Origin of the sequence: Mesorhizobium sp. M1273 (assembly GCF_040318195.1) — a bacterium.
In the GTDB taxonomy this organism is placed as follows: Bacteria; Pseudomonadota; Alphaproteobacteria; order Rhizobiales; family Rhizobiaceae; genus Mesorhizobium.
The window spans coordinates 97,064-115,349 of sequence record NZ_JAMYLV010000004.1 but is presented as its reverse complement, the minus strand read 5'-3'; the positions used below and the strand labels follow the sequence as shown (position 1 = coordinate 115,349).

The 18,286-nt window shown below is 62.1% G+C and carries 18 protein-coding genes; 13 read left to right on the top strand and 5 right to left on the bottom strand.

What is annotated here, in order from left to right:
• Positions 1 to 35: 35 nt before the first annotated feature.
• Positions 36 to 260 (top strand): hypothetical protein, encoded by a 225-nt coding sequence (locus NKH30_RS06405; RefSeq protein WP_352539383.1) that lies wholly within the window; start codon positions 36 to 38, stop codon positions 258 to 260.
• A 101-nt stretch (positions 261 to 361) separates the two neighbouring features.
• On the opposite strand, the gene NKH30_RS06400 is transcribed toward NKH30_RS06405, so the two are convergent.
• Both NKH30_RS06400 and NKH30_RS06395 read right to left on the bottom strand, forming a co-directional pair.
• Positions 362 to 601, bottom strand: coding sequence for a DUF680 domain-containing protein (locus NKH30_RS06400; RefSeq protein ID WP_352539382.1), 240 nt, complete (start codon positions 599 to 601; stop codon positions 362 to 364).
• 177 nt (positions 602 to 778) lie between these two features.
• Positions 779 to 1,420 (bottom strand): TetR/AcrR family transcriptional regulator, encoded by a 642-nt coding sequence (locus NKH30_RS06395; protein ID WP_352469491.1) that lies wholly within the window; start codon positions 1,418 to 1,420, stop codon positions 779 to 781.
• A gap of 189 nt (positions 1,421 to 1,609) precedes the next feature.
• On the opposite strand from NKH30_RS06395, the gene NKH30_RS06390 reads away from it, so the two are divergent.
• Positions 1,610 to 2,311: a hypothetical protein gene (locus tag NKH30_RS06390; RefSeq protein ID WP_352469493.1), complete on the top strand. Its 702-nt coding sequence runs from the start codon at positions 1,610 to 1,612 to the stop codon at positions 2,309 to 2,311.
• 41 nt (positions 2,312 to 2,352) lie between these two features.
• On the opposite strand, the gene NKH30_RS06385 is transcribed toward NKH30_RS06390, so the two are convergent.
• The 3 genes from NKH30_RS06385 to NKH30_RS06375 form a co-directional block, all read right to left on the bottom strand.
• A complete protein-coding gene (locus NKH30_RS06385) occupies positions 2,353 to 2,847 on the bottom strand; it encodes a MaoC family dehydratase (protein WP_031211357.1) in 495 nt (164 codons plus the stop codon).
• A gap of 38 nt (positions 2,848 to 2,885) precedes the next feature.
• Entirely contained in the window at positions 2,886 to 3,701 is an 816-nt protein-coding gene (locus NKH30_RS06380) for an SDR family oxidoreductase (protein ID WP_352832493.1), read from the bottom strand.
• Between the two features lie 506 nt (positions 3,702 to 4,207).
• Positions 4,208 to 5,035: a MurR/RpiR family transcriptional regulator gene (locus NKH30_RS06375; protein WP_352469495.1), complete on the bottom strand. Its 828-nt coding sequence runs from the start codon at positions 5,033 to 5,035 to the stop codon at positions 4,208 to 4,210.
• A 146-nt stretch (positions 5,036 to 5,181) separates the two neighbouring features.
• Between NKH30_RS06375 and NKH30_RS06370 the strand changes: the two genes are divergently transcribed.
• The 11 genes from NKH30_RS06370 to NKH30_RS06320 all read left to right on the top strand — a co-directional run bounded on the left by NKH30_RS06370 (position 5,182) and on the right by NKH30_RS06320 (position 18,286).
• Complete coding sequence (locus NKH30_RS06370; RefSeq protein WP_352979025.1) at positions 5,182 to 6,006, top strand: N-formylglutamate amidohydrolase; 825 nt, start codon at positions 5,182 to 5,184, stop codon at positions 6,004 to 6,006.
• 22 nt (positions 6,007 to 6,028) lie between these two features.
• Positions 6,029 to 7,591, top strand: coding sequence for an amino acid permease (locus tag NKH30_RS06365; RefSeq protein ID WP_352448255.1), 1,563 nt, complete (start codon positions 6,029 to 6,031; stop codon positions 7,589 to 7,591).
• A gap of 101 nt (positions 7,592 to 7,692) precedes the next feature.
• On the top strand, positions 7,693 to 9,063 hold the full coding sequence (locus tag NKH30_RS06360; protein WP_352469498.1) for a glutamine synthetase family protein: 1,371 nt from the start codon (positions 7,693 to 7,695) through the stop codon (positions 9,061 to 9,063).
• A 180-nt stretch (positions 9,064 to 9,243) separates the two neighbouring features.
• Positions 9,244 to 10,632, top strand: coding sequence for an aldehyde dehydrogenase family protein (locus NKH30_RS06355; protein ID WP_352682481.1), 1,389 nt, complete (start codon positions 9,244 to 9,246; stop codon positions 10,630 to 10,632).
• A 42-nt stretch (positions 10,633 to 10,674) separates the two neighbouring features.
• Complete coding sequence (locus tag NKH30_RS06350) at positions 10,675 to 11,160, top strand: DUF2569 domain-containing protein (RefSeq protein WP_352979023.1); 486 nt, start codon at positions 10,675 to 10,677, stop codon at positions 11,158 to 11,160.
• A 38-nt stretch (positions 11,161 to 11,198) separates the two neighbouring features.
• Positions 11,199 to 12,371, top strand: coding sequence for an iron-containing alcohol dehydrogenase (locus NKH30_RS06345; protein WP_352979021.1), 1,173 nt, complete (start codon positions 11,199 to 11,201; stop codon positions 12,369 to 12,371).
• Between the two features lie 241 nt (positions 12,372 to 12,612).
• Positions 12,613 to 13,719: an ABC transporter substrate-binding protein gene (locus NKH30_RS06340; protein WP_352979019.1), complete on the top strand. Its 1,107-nt coding sequence runs from the start codon at positions 12,613 to 12,615 to the stop codon at positions 13,717 to 13,719.
• Between the two features lie 60 nt (positions 13,720 to 13,779).
• Positions 13,780 to 14,697, top strand: coding sequence for an ABC transporter permease (locus NKH30_RS06335; protein ID WP_502898191.1), 918 nt, complete (start codon positions 13,780 to 13,782; stop codon positions 14,695 to 14,697).
• Positions 14,694 to 15,485, top strand: a complete 792-nt coding sequence (locus NKH30_RS06330) for an ABC transporter permease (protein WP_352690462.1) — start codon at positions 14,694 to 14,696, stop codon at positions 15,483 to 15,485. Before NKH30_RS06335 ends, NKH30_RS06330 begins: the two co-directional genes overlap by 4 nt.
• 23 nt (positions 15,486 to 15,508) lie before the next feature.
• Positions 15,509 to 16,573, top strand: a complete 1,065-nt coding sequence (locus tag NKH30_RS06325; RefSeq protein WP_352690465.1) for an ABC transporter ATP-binding protein — start codon at positions 15,509 to 15,511, stop codon at positions 16,571 to 16,573.
• Positions 16,574 to 16,735: 162 nt separating this feature from the next.
• Positions 16,736 to 18,286 (top strand): cation:proton antiporter, encoded by a 1,551-nt coding sequence (locus tag NKH30_RS06320; RefSeq protein WP_352620344.1) that lies wholly within the window; start codon positions 16,736 to 16,738, stop codon positions 18,284 to 18,286.

Below are 18,286 nucleotides of genomic sequence, written 5' to 3'. Positions count from 1 at the left end.
CCCGTTCTGCGACAGCGAGCCGAGGGAGAACGCAAATGCCGCCGAACTCCGCGCCGAAGTCGCCGGTCAAGACGCCGGCCGTGCGCTCTTTCGAAGACGAGCAGCGCACTGGGACGGATATCGAAGAGGAACTCGAGGAAGGCCTCGAGGATACATTCCCGGCCAGCGATCCGGTATCGATCACCGGAACGGCCATTCCCGGCGCACCGGCAAGACCCGGCAAGCCCAAAAGGGTGGTGGGACAGAAGCGCAAGAAGTGATCTGCGCGGGGTGACAAAAAGCAGGGCTGAGGCAGCACGATGGGCGGCCGGTAATTGCTGCCGCCCTTTCGGTTCATCACCGCGTGTTGTCGCCCGTCGGCTCAGAAGCTGCTTGGCACGATCCACGGGTCGATGCCGATGCCGAGCCTCGGGCCCTTGCTGCCGGCCTTGTGGGCCGCGGCATCGGCGTTTTCAAGCGATCCGGTCGGCGCGCAATCGAGCTTCACATCAGCCTTGGTGTCGATGCAGGCCGCTTCTTGCTTGCCTGTCTGACTGCTGCCGGCAAATGCGGCGCCAGAGAGCGCCAGCAGGGCGGCGAGCGTGAGGATTGCCTTCTTCATCGTCGGTCTCCGGTTCAGCTATTGAATTTCTCGTACTTGTACGGTATTGCGTACAGATACGCCCTGGACTCCCGATGTTCAAGCAGAATCGTACGCGTACGGAGAATTGCCGAACGCTCGGCGCTGTGGCGCGGATCGTTCGGAGAAGATCCTGCAGATCGGGAGGAGCGCCGCTCTTCAGCAGTTGACGGGCGGCGTGAGCGGCGCAATCTCGTGCGCGGCGATGGCTTCGAGCATGATGTCGCCGATCCGTGTGATGAACGTCGTCTGGTCGCCGAACGGGTAGAACGGGAAGGTGATCAGCAGCGAGATGGCGCCGTGGCCGACCGCCCACAGCATGGTGGCGATGGCGCGTGGATCGCCTTTGAGCCTGCCGGCGGCAACGCAGGCTTCGACCCTCTCGATCAGCACTTTCATCGCCGGGTTGCCGCCTTCCATCTCGGCAAAGGTCTTGCCGGTCGGCGGCTTGACTTTTTCGGTCATGAACACGGTGCGGTACTCGTTGGGATTTTCCAGCCCGAAGGCGGCGTATTCGACAAGCACCGCCTTGAGCGCCTCGATCGGGTCGTCGGCCGTATGATTTGCGATGCGCCTGGCCAGGGTCTCGAAGGCATCCTCGGCCAGCGCGAACAGGATGTCCTGCTTGTCGGCGAAATAGGAATAGACCGACATCGGCGCATAGCCGACGCGCTTGGCGAGCTTGCGGATGGTGAGGCCGTCATAGCCTTCTTCCTGGACAAGCTTGTGCGCGGCGTCGACAAGTTCGGAACGCAGTTCGGCCTTTTGTTTTTCGCGGCGCTCCTGGACGCTTAGCTGCAACTTTCTACTGCCTTATGACTGATGCTGGATGCAGCATATATACGCTGTACGGCGTCGGGCAAGGGCGGTGTGAAGCAGAGGCTTGACCTCACAAAACGATGTAACCAGGCAATAAAGCCGGCAACATCGGACTGTTACAGACAAAGACTAATTCGCGGCTCTGCAAAAATTTCGTTTCGGGAGGCCGTTATGACCGGAACTGAGCTTTCGTCCGGCGTGCCGGACGTGGACCCGCTTTCTCATCGCGCCAGGATGGCGCTCAGGCGCGTCGTCATGGTCGCATGGCTGGCGATCGCGCTCGGCTTCGCCATGGAAGCTCTCATTCTGACCGTCAGATTTGCGGCAGGTGCCTACCCGGCGACGACGCAGGTTCTGATCGAACTGGCGCAAGGCGTGACCTGGTCGTTCTTCGTCTGCGCGGGCGTCAGCCTCGGCACGGCGCTCACCAAGGTGCGAGCCTCGCTCGGTGGCCTGATCGGTGCGATTTCGGCGCCACTGGCGATGGGCATCGCCAAAGGGACGCAAAAGGTTATGGTCAGCGCGCTGGACGCGGCGGCAAAGCCGGCCATCCTGTCGCTCACGACGCTCGGTGTGCTGCGGGCTATCGAATACGGGCTGCTCGGCTGGGCACTGGCGTCGCTGGCATCGAAGGAAGAACCGCGTCCGCTCCATTTCGCGCTGGCAGGCGCCCTGATAGGCGCGGTATTCGGCGGCGGCATCACGGTGCTGACCATCGAGACGGCCGCGGCGAACGACGCTGCTCTCGCAATGCCACAGGCGATCGCAACCGGCCTCAACGAGATCGTGTTCCCAATCGGTTGTTCACTGGTCGTCTACATTGCGCTGCAGGTCAGCCGCCACATGAAGTACGTCGCGGCCGAAGCCAAATAGATTTGGCACAGATAGATTCGGGCTTCTCCGCCCGACGAGAGTCAGACCGCTTCCGGCTGGCGTTCGATCAGCGTCAGCGTCAGCCAGCGCGCGGTCAGCGCCGGTTTCTTCGAGCCCTCGATCTCGATCGTCACGTCGTGCGCCGTCTGCACCCACCCCGACGGCCTGACCTTGACGTCGGCCAGCACGAAACGGGTGCGGATGCGCGAGCCGGTCTTCACCGGCGCCAGGAAGCGCAGCGAATCGAAGCCATGATTGACGCCCATCTTGCTGTTTTCCAGCGGCGGCATGGTTTCGAAGGTCATCGCCGACAACAGCGAAAGCGACAGGAAGCCATGCGCGATGGTGCCGCCGAACGGTGTTTCGCGGCTGGCGCGTTCCGGATCGCAATGGATGAACTGATGGTCGTCGGTGGCATCGGCGAACTGGTCGATCATGCGCTGGGTGACGACCCGCCATGGCGACACGCCGACTTCCTTGCCGACGTTGGCCAGAAGCACATCGAGACTGATCGGTTCCACGCTGATGTCCTCCATCTTCACCCCCGGCATTTCGTTGCCGGATGGCGTGCGTCTCATTCCTTGAACAATGTCAGCCCGTGTTGCACCGACTGCCCGCCATCGATCGGCAGGATGGCGCCGGTGACATAGCTGCCGGCCCGGCTGCACAAATAGAGCGTTGCGCCGGCAATGTCATCCGGTGCGCCGATGCGGCCGATCGGAACGTGGTTGCCGATGTGTCTTGCCTGGTCCTCGGTGCCGGTGGCGAAGGCCGTCATCCGGCTCTGGAAAGGGCCAGGCGCAAAGGCGTTGACGGTGATGCGGCGGGCGGCGAACTCGATTGCCAGGATGCGCGTCAGGTGGTGAACCGCGGCCTTCGAGGCCGAGTAGGAGTAGGCATCTTCGGCCAACGGCTGCGTGCCCATCACCGATCCGAGGTTGATCACCCGGGCCGGGTCGGCATCGCCGGCGGCCGCCTCGAGCAGAGGCAGCAATTCGCGCGTCAGGTGGAAGACCGCGCTGACGTTGACGCCGAACACCTTGGCCCAGGCATGGTAGGGAAAGCTTTCCAGCGGCGCGCCCCAGGAGATGCCGGCATTGTTGACCAGGATATGCAGCCGCTCGGTCCGCGCCCTGACCTCGGCCACAAGCGCCGCAATGCCGGCCTCGCTGGAGACGTCGCCGGCAAAACCTTCCGCCCGGCCGGATGCGCCAAGTCCGTTCAACTCGCCGGCAACCTTGGCGCAGTCCTCGCCCTTGCGCGAGGCAATCATCACCGAGGCGCCGGCCATGACCAGAGCGGTCGCCGCCATGCGGCCGATGCCGGTCGCGGCGCCGGTGACCAGCGCCGTCTTGCCGGCGACTGAGAACAGCTCGTCCAGATAGCTCATCGAATTCCTCCGCGCAGTTCACCGCGCTTTGGTTCAAGGAAGCGGCTTCACGTCGACAAGGTTAGCCGAACTTCGATCATGCTTGCCATGGGTAAAGTAGCTGGAGTGGGGCACGCTTAGCGGCTGAATGGTTAAGCCCGAAATGCAAGGTGGTCATTCGGCCGTGACATGGGTCGGATGAATGATGCGGCCGTGCCCGTTAGCGAGCACCTTGGTAAGCGGTTCATTTCGCACGTGAACCAGTCGTCATTACTCCTCCGCCCAAGCCGCAGGCGGGTCTTGAGGAGTTGGGAGGTGGCCGAGCAGTGGGGCGGGACTGATATTCGCAGTCGTGGACGGGGACTATGCTGTCGGGGGGAAAGCCATGGGTAAGAAACAACGCACCGTCCTGCTGGCAGCGGTGGTTGCGACTGTCTTTGGCGTCCTTTTGCTGATCCTGATCCTGCAGATGATCAGTTTTCTAGTGGACTAGACCGAAGCGAAAGGCGTGCCTTTCCGGAGGAGCTCTACCGCAGGCTTTCCAGTTCGCGGATGCGTTTGGCGCCGTCGGCTTCGAGCTGCCTTGTGACCGCGCCGATCAGGGCTTCGGCAACGACGAAAAGCGCGGCGGATGAGTCCCAGGCCGAAGGCACGGCGGTGCGCCCGGCGATGACATGGCGGGCGAAGCGGGCGATCGGCGACAGCCACTGGTCGGTAAACAGCACGATCTGCACGCCGCGCTGGTTGGCCGTCTCGGCGAAACGGACCAAGCTGTCCTGGTAGCGCCTGATGTCGAAGATCACCAGCACGTCGCGCTTGCCCATGTCGATCAGTCGGTCGCGCCAGACGCTTTCCTGCCCGCCGAGGTGAAAAACGTTGGGCTGGATGATGGCGAGGTGGGCGGCCATGTAGCGCGCCAGCGGGTCGGTGAAGCGGCCGCCGATCAGGAATGTCTTGCCGCGCCGGTCGGCTAGCTTGGCGACGATGTCGGCAAGCTGTTTGTCCGAGAGATGCCGGAATGTCTCGCGCATGTTGTCGAGGGTCGCCTCGAGCATCGGCGACACGGCGCTGCTGCCCTGCGAGGGGGGATTGAGCGTGCGCGAAGCCGGCGACTGCAATTGCGCCGCCAGCTCGTCTTGCAGCGCCGACTGGAATTCCGGATAGTTCTGGAAGCCGAGCCGGGCGACGAAACGCAGGATCGTCGGCGATGATACGCCGGCCGTAGCCGAGAATTCGGCGACTGTCTTCAGCCCGATCAGCGGATAGCTGGCGATCAGCGCTTGCGCTGCGCGCCGCTCGCCGGCCGGCATGGTGCCGATACGGTCGGAGATCAGTTCGGCAATGCTCGAAACCATGCTTTTTCCCCACCCTGGCCGTGCCGTTAGCGCATTATCGAAATCGCGTTTGACAAAGCCGGCCAAACTGTATGAAATCATCCGCAGGGACGCAATGAGGCAAAATACGTAACATACGATACAGCGCTCCCCGGGGACAGCAGACAATGGAGACAGCACGGCCCGCCAGCCTTGCATCGCCTGAAACCGTAAGGGTGACGAACCCCGGCGGATCAAGCCCTTTCGTGCTGACCTGCGACCACGCCTCCAATTTCCTTCCACCGGAATTCGGAACGCTCGGCCTTGCCGCCGAGGAACTTTCCCGCCACATCGCCTGGGATCCCGGCGCCTTGCCGGTGGCGCGCCGCATGGCCGAGGCGCTCGATGCGACGCTGGTCGAGACCTGCATCTCGCGGCTCATCATCGACTGCAACCGCCCGCTCGACGCGCCGGACCTGATAGTGACGGTCAGCGCCAGCGAAAAAACCGTGGTCCCGGCCAACCAGGGACTTTCGGCCGACCAGCGGGAGGCGCGCATCGCGCTGGCGTGGCGACCGTTTCACGAGCGGATCGCAACGGTCATCGACGAGCGCCTGGCGGCCGGGCGGGAGACCAGGCTGGTCTCGATCCATTCCTTCACGCCGCTCTACAAAGGCAAAAGCCGGCCCTGGCACATCGGCATCATCCACGACGAGGATCGCCGGCTGGCGGCGCCGCTGATCGCGACACTGAAGCGGCTTGCCGGCGTCAGCGTCGGCGTCAACGAACCCTATTCGCCGGCCGACCGGGTCTATTTCACGCTGGAACGCCATGCGCGCTCGCGCGGGCTGCCCTGCGCAATGATTGAAATCCGCAACGACGAGATCGCCGGCGCGGCCGGGCAGCGGAAATGGGCGGATCTGCTCACCGGTATTTTTCTCAATCTGGAGCCCGAAGCGGCCAAGGACTCCAGACCAAGCGCAGTCGGAAAGTCAGTTCAATCGGCCAGCTAAGAAACCAAAAGGGGACTTTAAAATGGTAGCACCGGGTTACAGCGAAGTTGACAAGAAGGAGGACCTGAAAGTTCTCCACGGAATGGGCTATGCTCAGGAACTGTCGCGAAGCATGAGCCGCTTCTCGAATTTCGCGATCTCGTTCTCGATCATCTGCATCCTCTCAGGCGGCATCAATTCCTTCGCGCAAGCGACGTCGTCCATCGGTGGCGCCGGCGCTGGCATCGGCTGGATCGTCGGGTGCATGGTTTCGGGATTTTTCGCGCTCGCCATGGCCCAGATCGCCTCTGCATTTCCGACCGCCGGCGGCCTCTATCACTGGGCATCCATCCTAGGGAACCGTTTCACTGGCTGGCTCACCGCATGGCTCAATCTGCTCGGCCTGATCACCGTGCTCGGCGCCATCAACATCGGTACTGCTTTCTTCTTCGTCGGCACTTTCGGCGGAGCCTTCGGCATGACTGGCACGCCTGGTGAGATCGTCGGGTTTGTCGCCTTCATCACCGTGTTGCAGGCGCTGCTCAATCATTTCGGCATCAAATTGACGGCTATGTTGACGGACGCCTCCGGCTTCCTGATCCTGGCAACGACAGCCGTGCTGATCGTCGCCTGCCTGATGTTTGCTCCAGCGATCGACATCACACGGCTGTGGACGTTCACGAACTATTCGGGCGACGCGGGCGGCGGTGTTTTCCCGCAGTCCGATTCCATGACGTATCTCTTCCTGCTCTGCCTGCTGCTGCCGGTTTACACCATCACTGGCTATGACGCGTCGGCGCATACTTCGGAAGAAACGTTGAGGGCGGCGCACTCGGTTCCGCGGGCAATCGTTTCGTCCGTAGTCTGGTCGTCGCTGATCGGCTGGGTGATGCTGTGCGCGATCGTACTGGCGATTCCGGATCTGGCGGCCGGCGCCAAGCAGGGCTGGAGCGTGTTCTTCGCCACGATGGACGCGATCTTGCCGGCGTGGCTGAAGACACTGCTCTATCTGGGCATCCTGATCGCGCAGTTCCTCTGCGGTCTGGCAACGGTCACCTCTGCCTCGCGCATGCTTTTCGCCTTCTCGCGTGACGGCGGCATGCCGGTCGGCTCGGCCTCGCTAGCCAAGGTCAGCCCGACCTGGCGCACGCCGGTCAATGCGATTTGGACGGCTGCTGTGCTCGAGGTAATCTATGTCTTTCTTGCCCAGTTCATCTCGGTCGGCGGCACGAACATCTATACCATCGTCGTCAATTCGACATTGGTGTTCCTGTTTCTGTCCTTCATCATTCCGATCGTGCTCGGCATGATGGCTTTCGGAACGGAAAAATGGCCGAACCCCGGCCCATGGAACCTCGGCGCCGGCCTGTTCAAGCTGTTTTGCATCCTGTCGGTCATCGGCATGGCGATCATCTTCTACATCGCCATCCAGCCGCCGAACGACAAAGTGCTCTATATCACCTTGGGCTTCATTGTGCTGACCGCGGTGCTTTGGTTCGGTTTCGAGAACCGCCGCTTCCAGGGTCCGCCCATCGGCGACCAGATCGCAAAGCGTCAGGCGGCGATCAAGGCAGCCGAGCTAGCCATAGGCGAAGCCGGCGCCTGACCCCCTCTCACGACCATGGCCGGCATTCGCGCCGGCCGTGGTTTTCGTTTCCTTTTCAAAGTGACAAGCCCGAAACGACAAAGCGCTGGAGTGCCAAAGGAATGGCCGGAAATTTCTCGTTCGATCAGTTGAAGCAAGCGGTCTCCAGCGGCGAGGTCGACACGGTGCTGGCCTGCATCGTCGATATGCAGGGGCGGCTCGCGGGAAAGCGGTTCCTGGCCCGTTATTTCGTCGATTCCGCGCATGACGAGACGCATGGCTGCAACTATCTCTTGGCGGCAGACATCGATATGGAACCGGTGCCCGGCTACAAGGCGGCGAGCTGGTCGAAGGGTTATGGCGATTTCGTCATGAAGCCGGACCTTGCGACGCTGCGGCTCGTTCCGTGGCTGGAGAAGACGGCGCTGGTGATCTGCGACGTGCTCGACCACCATACCCATGACGACCTGGCGCATTCGCCGCGCGCCATGCTGAAGAAGCAGGTCAAGCGGCTGCAGGATCGCGGCTATATCGGCTATTTCGCTTCCGAGCTCGAATTCTATCTGTTCAGCGAAACCTACGATTCCGCCCGCAAGAAGCACTGGCAGGGCCTCGAGACGGCATCGCCCTACATCGGCGACTACCAGATCGGCATCACCACCAAGGAAGAAGGCGTCATGCGCCGGCTGCGCAACGAGATGGAGGCGGCCGGCATCCCGATCGAGAATTCGAAGGGCGAGTGGGGGCCAGGCCAGGAAGAGATCAATGTCCGTTACGCCGAGGCGCTCGACATGGCCGACCGCCACGTCATCCTGAAGAACGGCGCCAAGGAAATCGCCGAGTCCGAAGGCAAGGCGATCTCGTTCATGGCCAAGTACAATTACGGGCTCGCCGGCAATTCCAGCCACATCCATAATTCGCTGTGGAGCGCCGACGGCAAGACGCCGTTGTTCTACGACAAAAATGCCGAGTGGACGCTGTCGACACTCGGCCAGCAATGGGCGGCCGGCCAGCTCAAATATGCCAAGGAATTCACCTGGTTCCTGGCGCCCTACATCAACTCCTACAAGCGCTTCCAGGCCGGCACCTTTGCGCCGACCAAGATCATGTGGAGCGAGGACAACCGCACCGCCGGTTTCCGTCTTTGCGGCGAGGGCACCAAGGGCATCCGCATGGAATGCCGCATCGGCGGCGCCGATTTGAACCCCTATCTGGCTTTCGCCGCGCTGATCGCGGCCGGGCTTGCCGGCATCGATGAAAAGCTTGAACTGCAGAAGCCCTTCGTCGGTGATGCCTACCAGGCCTCGCAGCTGCCTGAAATTCCAAAGACATTGCGCGACGCCACCGCGACGCTGGCGGAATCGAAAATGCTGAGGCAAGCGCTCGGCGACGATGTGCTGGAACATTACGTCCACACGGCACACTGGGAACAGTTCGAGTACGACCGCCGGATTACGGACTGGGAACTGCACAGGGGGTTCGAGCGGTATTGAATAATCTGGCAACGTTGGCGCCGCTCCTCACCCTCAGCCTCTCCCGTGAAGAACGGGGGAGAGGGGGCCCGCCGCTGAGCTTGTCCCTTCTCCCCGTCAGTATACGGGAAAAGGTGCCGGCAGGCGGATGAGGGGCGGCGCTAACCAACGACATTATTGTAGAATGCGAGGACCCAAGGCATGACCGAAACGGTCAAGATAAAATCCCCCGTCGACGGTTCGATCTATGCCGAACGGCCTCTTGCCACCGACCAGGCGATCGGTGCCGCGGTCGAACGTGCCAAGGCGGCGCAGGAGAAGTGGGCTGAGACGCCGGTCATCGAGCGCGGCAAATACATGCTTGCCATGCTGGAAGCGCTGGTCGCCATGACCGACGAGATCGTGCCGGAGATCGCCTGGCAGATGGGCCGGCCGGTGCGCTATGGCGGCGAGTTCGGCGGCGTCAGGGAACGCGTCAGCTACATGGTCGAGATCGCCGAGGCGGCCCTGAAGCCGGTCATGGCCTCCAATCCGAAGGACGGCTTTCGCCGCTATGTGAAGAAGGTGCCACTCGGCGTGGTCATGGTGATCGCGCCGTGGAACTATCCCTATCTCACTGCCGTCAACACCATCGTGCCGGCGCTGATGGCGGGCAGCGCTGTCATCCTCAAGCATGCGGCACAGACATTGTTGGTCGGCGAGCGGTTTCAGCAGGCGTTTGATAAGGCCGGCCTGCCCAAGGGCCTGTTCCAGAACCTCGTCCTGAACCACGCGCAGACCGAAAGGCTGCTCGGCTCCGGCAAGATCGACCATGTCAACTTCACCGGCTCGGTCGCCGGCGGCCGCGCCATCGAGAAGGCGGCGGCGGGCACCTTCATGACGCTCGGCCTCGAACTCGGCGGCAAGGATCCGGCCTATGTGCTGCCGGACGCAAAGATGGACCATGCCGTTGCCAATCTGGTCGACGGCGCTTTCTACAATTCCGGCCAGTGCTGCTGCGGCATCGAGCGCGTCTATGTGCATGAGACGGTCTACGATGAATTCGTCGAGGGCTTCATTGCCGAGACCAGGAACTACGTCGTCGGCAATCCGCTCGACCAGGCGACCACCATGGGGCCGATGGCGCAGGCGCGCTTCGCCGACCTGATCCGCGAGCAGAAGGCCGAGGCGTTGCGCAAGGGCGCCAGGGCGCACATCGATATGAAGGTGGCCAACGACAGGCAAGGTTCGCCCTATCTGGCGCCGGAAGTGCTGACCCAGGTCGACCACCAGATGAGCGTCATGCGCGAGGAAAGCTTTGGCCCGATCGTCGGCATCATGAAGGTGCGCAACGACGAGGAGGCGATCGCGCTGATGAACGACAGCCCCTATGGGCTGACGGCCTCGATCTGGACGCGCGACATTGAGCATGCGGCGGCGATCGGCGATCGTGTCGAGACCGGCACCGTGTTCATGAACCGCTGCGACTATCTCGACCCGGCGCTGGTCTGGACCGGCGTCAAGGACACCGGCAAGGGCGCGGCACTGTCGGCCATCGGCTACGACAATCTGACCAGGCCGAAATCATACCATCTGCGCGAGGTGATCTAAGGTGGCGATCGACAGGCATGCGATCGCTGTTGAGGGGGAGTAATGGCGGATACACAACAATCGGCGCTGCCAGATGGTGAGGGTCCCGAGGGTATCGGCGGATGGCTTGTCCTGCCGATGCTCGGGTTGATGCTCACGCCGATACTGGGATTGGTACAACTGCACAATACCGACTATCTCGGCTTCGACTGGCAGGCCTTCAGTTTTTCTCAAGGTGCGCTGCTCGTTGCCGAACTGGTGACAGCAGGCGTTCTAAGCCTTACAGCCCCGGTCCTGTTATTGTTCTTCATGTTCAAGCGCTGGGAGATATTCCCGGGCTGGTACATGATTTGGGCAGTCGCGATGCCGGTATATGCCATCCTCGACCCATGGGCCGCGCATCTGGTTTTTCGCGAGAGCTTTCCAACCTTGGCTGATGCGTTCGACGGCGAAACGATGCGCGGAATTTACCGTTCCGTCTGGGCCGCAGCCGTCTGGATTCCGTACATGATGCGGTCAGACCGTGTGGCCAATACCTTTGTGAATTGACGACATCCGAGAGCACGAAAGCAGTCAAGAAGGTCGAAATGACAAAACTCGTTTCCAAATGGAATTACCCGACGACCGTCCGCTTCGGCGCCGGACGCATCAAGGAGCTGCCGGAGGTGCTGGCGGCGACCGGCATCAAGCGGCCGCTGTTCGTCACTGATCCGGGGCTGGCCAAATTGCCGGTCGTCGCCTCGACGCTGAAAATACTGGACGACGCCAAGGTGCCGTATGGCGTATTTTCCGAGGTCAAGCCGAACCCGGTGGATTCCAACCTGACCGCCGGCATTGCCGTGTTCAAGAAGGGCAAGCATGACGGCGTCATTGCCTTTGGCGGCGGCTCGGCGCTCGACCTCGGCAAGCTGATCGCCTTCCAGGCCGGGCAGACGCGGCCGGTCTGGGATTTCGAGGATGTCGGCGACTGGTGGACGCGCGCCGATGCCGATGCGATCGCGCCGATCATCGCCGTGCCGACCACGGCCGGCACCGGCTCGGAGGTCGGCCGCGCCGGCGTCATCACCAATGAGGCGACCCATACCAAGAAGGTCATCTTCCATCCAAAGCTTTTGCCGGCGATCGTCATTGCCGATCCGGAGCTGTCGGTCGGCATGCCGGGCTTCATCACCGCCGGCACCGGCATGGATGCGCTTGCCCATTGCCTCGAAGCCTATTGCGCGCCGGGCTATCACCCGATGGCCGACGGCATCGCCGTGGAAGGCATAAGGCTGGTCTTCGAAAACCTGCCGAAAGCCTATGGCAACGGCAAGGATCTGGTCGCCCGCGCCAACATGATGAGCGCCGCTGCCATGGGAGCGGCCGCCTTCCAGAAAGGGCTTGGAGCGATTCATTCGCTGTCGCATCCGATCGGCGCGCTCTACGACACCCATCATGGCATGACCAACGCCGTGTTCATGCCCTACGTGCTGGCCTTCAACCGAGAGGCGATCGAGCCGCGCATAGCCCGGCTCGCCGCCTATTGCGGCATCAAGGGCGGCTTCGACGGTTTTGCCAAGGCTGTTGTCAAGCTGCGCAAGGAGCTCAAGGTGCCGCACGCGCTGCCCGGCCTGATCAAGGGGCTCGACATGGACAAGAAACGCAAGGGCCTGATTGCCGACATGGCGGTGGTCGATCCGACCGCCGGCGGCAACCCGGTCAAGCTGACCAAGAAGGCGGCGCTGACGCTGCTCGAAAACGCCATCGCCGGCACCGTCTGAGAAATTTTCGCATCGGAAATCGACTTGGGAAAAGAGGCAAAGGAAAGGGGGAAAGATGAAAGGCAAGATCGAAACTAGTTAGCCGGAAAAAGAATCGCGAAGCGATTGCTACAGTCGGTTAAAAAGAGTTTACTTTTTCATACTGCGGGGCATCGCTTTCACAAAGCTTTCATCTGGCTGTCACACGAAAACGATACCGCATCGCAGGCGTCCAACGGCGTCAGTTCAACGGAGAGAACACATGTTCAAATTCACGGGAAAACTGCTTTCCCTTTCGGCCGTCGCCCTGATGGCGACCTCTGCCATCTCGTCGGCCCAGTCCATGGATGAACTGGTCGCCGCAGCCAAGACTGAAGGCCAGCTCACCACCATCGCGCTGCCGCATGACTGGTGCGGCTACGGCGCGGTCATCGACGGCTTCAAGGCAAAATATCCGGGGATCACCGTCAACGAGCTCAACCCCGATGCCGGCTCCGGCGACGAGGTCGAGGCGATCAAGGCCAACAAGGACAACAAGGGCCCGCAAGCGCCCGACGTCATCGACGTCGGCCTGAGCTTCGGCCCGACCGCCAAGGCCGACGGCCTGCTGATGCCCTACAAAGTGTCGACCTGGGACTCGATCCCCGACAGCGCCAAGGATGCCGAAGGCGCCTGGTACGGCGATTATTACGGTGTTCTGTCATTTATGGTCAACAAGGACCTGATCAAGGAATCACCTACCGACTGGGCGGACCTCCTGAAGCCGGAATTCGCCAATTCGGTCGCGTTGGCCGGTGACCCACGCGTGTCGAACCAAGCCATCCAGGCCGTCTACGCTGCCGGGCTTTCCGGTGGCGCGGCCGCTGGTGAAGCCGCCGGCACGGCTGGCCTCGACTTCTTCAAGAAGCTCAACGCTGCCGGCAATTTCGTCCCGGTCGTGGGCAAGCCAGCAACGCTCGCACAGGGCCAGACCCCGATCCTAATCAACTGGGACTACAATGCGCTCGCTGGCCGCGACACGTTGAAGGGCAACCCACCCGTCGACGTGATCGTGCCGAAGACCGGCGTCGTCGCCGGTGTCTACGTGCAGGCAATCAGCGCCTATGCGCCGCATCCAAATGCAGCCAAGCTCTGGATGGAATACCTCTACTCGGACGAAGGCCAGATCGGCTGGCTGAAGGGCTATTGTCACCCCATCCGCTTCAATGACCTCGCCAAGAACGGCAAGCTTCCGGCCGACGTGATGGCCAAGCTGCCGCCGGCCGAGTCCTATGCGGCGGCGGTGTTCCCGTCGCTCGACGAGCAGGGCAAGGCGAAGGAAGCCATCAGCAAGAACTGGGACGCCACTGTCGGCGCCAACGTCAAGTAAGACTTGAATCCACCGGGCGGTCGCGAGGCCGCCCGGCTCTCTAGCAGACGGTAGCCGGCCATGGCCGATCTCTCGCTTTCAAATCAGGCATCTGCCACCAAGCCGGCGCCACCGAAGGAGGCGACCGCCTTCCGTTTGCCGACGCAATGGATCGGAGTGGCGCCGTTCTTCATCTTCGCCCTGATGTTCCTGATCCTGCCCACGCTCTATCTCGTCGTGGGGGCTTTCCAAGGCAGCGAAGGCCAGTTCACGCTAGACAACATCTTGCAGCTGGTCAGCGATCCTTCGATCAGCAATTCCTACTGGTCTTCGATCAAGATCAGTTTCTGGTCGGCCATCATCGGGGCGTTTGCTGGGCTCGCAATAGCGATCGCGATAGTGCGCGGCGGACTTCCAAGCTGGACGCGCTCCGCGACCCTGACCTTTTCGGGCGTCGCCTCGAATTTCGCCGGCTTGCCGCTCGCCTTCGCATTCTTGGCTACGCTCGGCCGTGTCGGCATCGTCACAACGCTTCTGCGTGACGTCCTCAATATCAACATCTACGCGATGGGCTTCAACTTTCTCACCACATCGGGGTTGATTGCGGTCTATCTGTTCTTCCAGATACCTCTGATGGTGGTCATCATCGTGCCGGCCATTGACGGCTTGAAGAAGGAATGGGGAGAGGCCGCCGCCACACTCGGCGCCACTCAGTCGCAGTATTGGCGCATGGTGGTCATCCCTGTGATATGGCCGAGCTTCCTCGGCACGGTCATCTTGTTGTTCGCCAACGCTTTCGGCGCCATCGCGACTGCTTATGCGTTCGCCGGTCCGACGCTTAATATCGTTCCCATTAAGCTCTACTCGCAGATGAATGGCGACGTGTTGCACAACCCACAACTCGCTTATGCCATAGCCTTCGGCATGATCGTTATCACCGGCCTTGCGAATGTCTTCTACATTTGGTTTCGGACTCGCTCCGAAAGGTGGCTCAAATGAAGTCGGGTAAGTTCTGGGCCTGGGTCTTATTCATTGTCGGGGCCGCCTATTTCTTCATTCCGCTGATTGCGACGGTGGAATTCTCGCTGCGCATGCGGCGCGGCGTTCATTCATTCGACGCCTATCAGGTCGTGCTGGGCGACGCGCGCTTCCAGTCAACCTTCCTGTTTTCGGTCATCGCGGCCGTCTGCACCATCATTCTCGGCGTGCTGATCGTGGTGCCGGCGGCGTACTGGATCCGGTTGCGTCTGCCGCAGTTGCGGCCAATCGTCGAATTCATCACCCTATTGCCGCTGGTCATTCCGGCCATCGTCATCGTTTTCGGCTATATCAGGATGTACGGTTCGAATTCGCCATTGCCGTTCCTGGGTAGCAATTGGGGCGCGAACGCGTTGCTGGTCATTGGCTATACGACGCTGGCTCTGCCTTATATGTATCGGGCCGTTGACACCGGCCTGCGCACCATCGATGTGCGCACGCTGACCGAAGCCGCGCAAATTCTGGGCGCCGGCTGGGGCACGATCATTGGCCGCGTGATCCTGCCCAACGTGCTGATCGCAGTGCTGTCCGGTGCCTTCCTGACTTTCGCCATCGTCATTGGTGAATTCACCATGGCCAGCCTGCTCAGCCGCCCGGCTTTCGGCCCTTATCTGCAGAACATCGGTGCCAACCGCGCCTATGAACCCGCCGCCCTTGCGGTGATCGCCTTCGCCATTACCTGGGGCTGCATGTCGCTGATCCAGATACTGTCGCGCTTCGCGCCGCGATCGGCGAACAGCCCGAACTGATCGACAAGCCGAAAGAAAAAGCCATGGCCGAGCCATTCCTCTCAATCCAGCAGGTGCGAAAATCCTTCGGCGCCGCCACGGTGGTGCAGGATTTCAACCTCGACGTCGAGCCGGGCGAATTCGTCTCATTCCTTGGCCCGTCGGGCTGCGGCAAGACGACGGTGCTGCGCATGGTCGCCGGCTTCGAGGAGCCAAGCGCCGGTAAGGTCGTCGTGGCCGGCAAGGACATCACCCGGCTGAAACCCAATCAGCGCAATATCGGCATGGTGTTCCAGGCCTATGCGCTGTTTCCGAACCTCACGGTGGCACAGAATATCGGGTTCGGGCTGAAGGTCGCCGGTATGCCGAAGGCCGATGCCGACAGGCGCATTGCCGAAATGCTCGACATCATCAAGCTGCCGCAGATGGGCGACCGCTATCCCTATCAGCTCTCCGGCGGTCAGCAGCAGCGCATCGCGCTGGCGCGGGCGATTGCGCCCAAGCCGAAACTGCTGCTGCTCGACGAGCCGCTGTCGGCGCTCGACGCCAAGGTGCGCGTGTCGCTGCGCGAGGAAATCCGCTCGATCCAGAAGAAGCTCGGCATCACCACCATCTTCGTCACCCACGACCAGGAAGAAGCGCTGTCGATCTCCGACCGCATCGCCGTCATGTATGGCGGCAAGGCCGAGCAGGTCGGCACGCCGTTCGAGATCTACAACCGGCCGGCAACCAAATTCGTCGCCAATTTCGTCGGCACGCTGAACGTGCTCGAAGGCACGGTCACCGACGCCGCTTCGGGCAAGGTGCGCGTCAACTCGCAAGAGGTCTCGCTCAAGGGCAAGCTCAACGGCTCGAAATCCGGCGACACGCTGTCGCTGGCGTTGCGGCCCGAGGCGATCTCGCTCGGCCGACACCCCGGCCGCGATTCCAGCCTTTCGGGCGAAATCGCCGAGGTGCATTTCCTCGGCTCGGTCATCCGGGTTCGCGTCGGCATCGGCGGCAGCACGGTCTCGCTCGACACGTTCAACAGTCCGGCCACACCGCCGCCGGCCGTCGGCGAAAAGGCCGAGATTTCGTTCTCGTCGGGCGACATGCTGGTGCTGCATTAGGAGAAGAGTGAATGGTGAATAGTGAATAGTGAATAGTGAATAGTAAGAATGCGCTTTACGCGCCGAAATTCCTCTGCACGCAGCCATTCACCATTCACGAGCAGCCAAAGCCGTCGCCGTTTTTGCAGTGCCAATCGCCCGGCTTCACCGCTACGATAAGGCATGGCGCTTTTTGAACTCACGCTTGTCCTGCTTCTCATCGCGGTCGCACTGACCGCGCTGTCGCGGCGTCTGCAGATTCCCTATCCGTCATTGCTGGCGCTGGCCGGCGCCGGCATCGCCTTCCTGCCGTTTGCCCCGACCATCGAGATCGACCCGGAGCTGGCGCTCGCTCTGTTCATCGCGCCGGTTCTGCTCGACGCGGCCTATGACACGTCGCTGCGCGATCTCAACCGCTACAAGGTTTCGCTCATCCTGCTGGCGCTTGGCGCCGTCATCTTCACCACCGTGACGGTCGCGCTGGTCGGCTGGACGATGGCAGGCCTGCCCATTGCCGCGGCCATAGCGCTCGGCGCGATCGTGGCGCCGCCCGATGCGGTGGCGGCGGCGGCCGTGCTCGGACAGTTCAAGGTGCCGCACCGCATCACCGCCATCCTGGAAGGCGAGAGCCTGCTCAACGACGCCACGGCGCTGTTGATCTACAGGATGTCGGTTTCCGCAGCCGCCGGCTCCATCCTGTTGAGCAGTGCCGTTCCAATGATCCTGCTGTCGACGGTCGGCAGCCTTGCCGCAGGCTATGTGCTCGGCCGGTTGTCTCTCGCCATACTCGGCCGCATCGACGACCCGGCGAGCGGCACCGTGGTGCAATTCGCCTCAACCTTCGGCGTCTGGATCCTGGCCGACAGGATAGGGCTTTCCGCCATCATCACGATCGTCGTCTATGCCATGACGATCGCACGTACATCGCCGCGCCGCATGCCGGCAAGGAATCGTGTCAGCTCCTACTCGGTCTGGGAGACGGCGGTGTTCGTGCTCAACGTGCTGGCCTTCGTTCTGATGGGCCTGCAAGCGCGGTCCATCGTCGGGCGACTTGCCGAGCAAGGACAAAGCGAGGCGTTCGTCTTTGCCCTGGCTGTGCTGGCCGTCGTCATCGTATCACGGCTCGTCTGGGTTCTGGGCTGCGGCGCGATCCTCAGAGCGCTGGCCCGTCTGGGCGACGAGGACAGGCGGAAGGACGCACCGACATTCCGCGGCGGCGTGCTCATCGGCTGGTGCGGCATGCGTGGCCTGGTGACGCTTGCGGCAGCCTTCGCCTTGCCGGCCGACTTTCCGGGCCGTGATCCGATCGTGCTCGCCGCTTTCACGGTCGTGCTCGGCACGTTGGTGCTGCAAGGCGTCAGCCTGAAACCGTTGCTGCTTCTGCTCAATCTCGACCTCGACCGGACGGTCGACCGGGAGGTGGCGCAGGCGCGCGTCGCCATCATGCAGGCGGCGCTGGACGTGCTCAGCGGCAAGACATCGAGCGCGGCCGGGGCGGTGCGAGAGCAATATGCCGCCCAGCGCGCCATCGCCGAAAACCCGGAGGATGCCCAGGCGGCGACCGAGTATGACAGATTGCGTCTCTACGCCATCAAGAGCCAGCGCGATGCGCTGGAGCGTTTGCGCATCGACGGAACGATCGGCGACGAAGCCTACCACCGCCTTGAGGAAGAAATCGACTGGTCGGAACTGGCAGCATCCCCGCCCGGTCGGTTCCAGCCGCTGACCACTTAG

Coding starts and splice junctions, on each gene's coding strand:
- NKH30_RS06405 (WP_352539383.1), top strand. CDS start 36: ATGCCGCCGAACTCCGCGCCGAAGTCGCCGGTCAAGACGCCGGCCGTG.
- NKH30_RS06400 (WP_352539382.1), bottom strand. CDS start 601: ATGAAGAAGGCAATCCTCACGCTCGCCGCCCTGCTGGCGCTCTCTGGC.
- NKH30_RS06390 (WP_352469493.1), top strand. CDS start 1,610: ATGACCGGAACTGAGCTTTCGTCCGGCGTGCCGGACGTGGACCCGCTT.
- NKH30_RS06385 (WP_031211357.1), bottom strand. CDS start 2,847: ATGGAGGACATCAGCGTGGAACCGATCAGTCTCGATGTGCTTCTGGCC.
- NKH30_RS06380 (WP_352832493.1), bottom strand. CDS start 3,701: ATGAGCTATCTGGACGAGCTGTTCTCAGTCGCCGGCAAGACGGCGCTG.
- NKH30_RS06375 (WP_352469495.1), bottom strand. CDS start 5,035: ATGGTTTCGAGCATTGCCGAACTGATCTCCGACCGTATCGGCACCATG.
- NKH30_RS06370 (WP_352979025.1), top strand. CDS start 5,182: ATGGAGACAGCACGGCCCGCCAGCCTTGCATCGCCTGAAACCGTAAGG.
- NKH30_RS06365 (WP_352448255.1), top strand. CDS start 6,029: ATGGTAGCACCGGGTTACAGCGAAGTTGACAAGAAGGAGGACCTGAAA.
- NKH30_RS06360 (WP_352469498.1), top strand. CDS start 7,693: ATGGCCGGAAATTTCTCGTTCGATCAGTTGAAGCAAGCGGTCTCCAGC.
- NKH30_RS06355 (WP_352682481.1), top strand. CDS start 9,244: ATGACCGAAACGGTCAAGATAAAATCCCCCGTCGACGGTTCGATCTAT.
- NKH30_RS06350 (WP_352979023.1), top strand. CDS start 10,675: ATGGCGGATACACAACAATCGGCGCTGCCAGATGGTGAGGGTCCCGAG.
- NKH30_RS06345 (WP_352979021.1), top strand. CDS start 11,199: ATGACAAAACTCGTTTCCAAATGGAATTACCCGACGACCGTCCGCTTC.
- NKH30_RS06340 (WP_352979019.1), top strand. CDS start 12,613: ATGTTCAAATTCACGGGAAAACTGCTTTCCCTTTCGGCCGTCGCCCTG.
- NKH30_RS06335 (WP_502898191.1), top strand. CDS start 13,780: ATGGCCGATCTCTCGCTTTCAAATCAGGCATCTGCCACCAAGCCGGCG.
- NKH30_RS06330 (WP_352690462.1), top strand. CDS start 14,694: ATGAAGTCGGGTAAGTTCTGGGCCTGGGTCTTATTCATTGTCGGGGCC.
- NKH30_RS06325 (WP_352690465.1), top strand. CDS start 15,509: ATGGCCGAGCCATTCCTCTCAATCCAGCAGGTGCGAAAATCCTTCGGC.
- NKH30_RS06320 (WP_352620344.1), top strand. CDS start 16,736: ATGGCGCTTTTTGAACTCACGCTTGTCCTGCTTCTCATCGCGGTCGCA.